The sequence below is a fragment of the Streptomyces sp. VTCC 41912 genome, assembly GCF_045799175.1.
Taxonomy (GTDB): domain Bacteria; phylum Actinomycetota; class Actinomycetes; order Streptomycetales; family Streptomycetaceae; genus Streptomyces; species Streptomyces albulus_C.
On sequence record NZ_JBJMAB010000102.1, the window covers coordinates 1 to 823 of the forward strand.

The following is an 823-nucleotide window of genomic DNA, read 5'->3' on the forward strand; positions in this document are numbered from 1 at the left end:
GGTCAGTTGGCGATGCCGACCGGGTGGACCTGGATGCTCTCGTCGTACGAACCGCCCAGCTTCAGCGCGTCCGCGGGCCACTTGAGGTCGACGCTGTGGGTCTCGTTCGGCGGCGTCACGATGATGTCGGTCGGGCTGGCCAGGCTGTCGCCGCTGAAGTCGACCTTGTACGAGATGCTGAAGGTGGCGGTGTCACCGGGCTTCAGGTCGGTGATGCGAGGCACCTCACCACCGCGGTGCACCGGGGCGGAGGTGCCGTCGGCGTCCTTCAGGTCGACGCCCGCGAAGCCCGCCGCCGAGCAGGTGCCGCCGCCCTTGTTCGTCATCTGCACGGTGATCTCGCCCACCTTCTGGTCGGGCGAGCTGTCCGAGGCATCCATGATCAGGTCCGACGTGCGGCAGAACGGGACCTTCCCGCCGCTCTTCGCCGCGCTGTCGCCGGAGCCGGCACGGGCCGAGGTGCCGCCGGACCGGGCCGAAATGCCGTTGCCGGAACCCGCCTTGGCGTTGTCCGGCTGAGCCTCGGTGCCCTGCGACCCGGCCTGGGAATCCGCGCCACTGGAGTCCGCCGAACCCACACCGCTGGCCTCCGCGGCCACACCCGTACCCGACTGGCCCCCCGCCTTGGAACCCGCCGCGTCCGAACCGGAGCAGGCGGTCAGGGAGAACGCGGCAGCCGCCGTCAGAGCAGCGGCGGCAACCCGCAGGGTGCGGCGACGAGCGGAGCGGGTAGCGGTGCCGGCAGTCATTTCGGGTCCCCCCAGGGAAGTCGAAGTCGTTCTCTCCTCGGTACGACAACCACTCTGGCCGCCACCACTACCGC

At 70.6% G+C, this 823-nt stretch carries 1 protein-coding gene; it reads right to left on the reverse strand.

Annotated elements, in window-relative coordinates:
* Window positions 1–2: 2 nt before the first annotated feature.
* Window positions 3–749, reverse strand: a complete 747-nt coding sequence (locus tag ACJ6WD_RS41305) for a DUF4232 domain-containing protein (protein WP_407617818.1) — start codon at window positions 747–749, stop codon at window positions 3–5.
* Window positions 750–823: the final 74 nt, after the last annotated feature.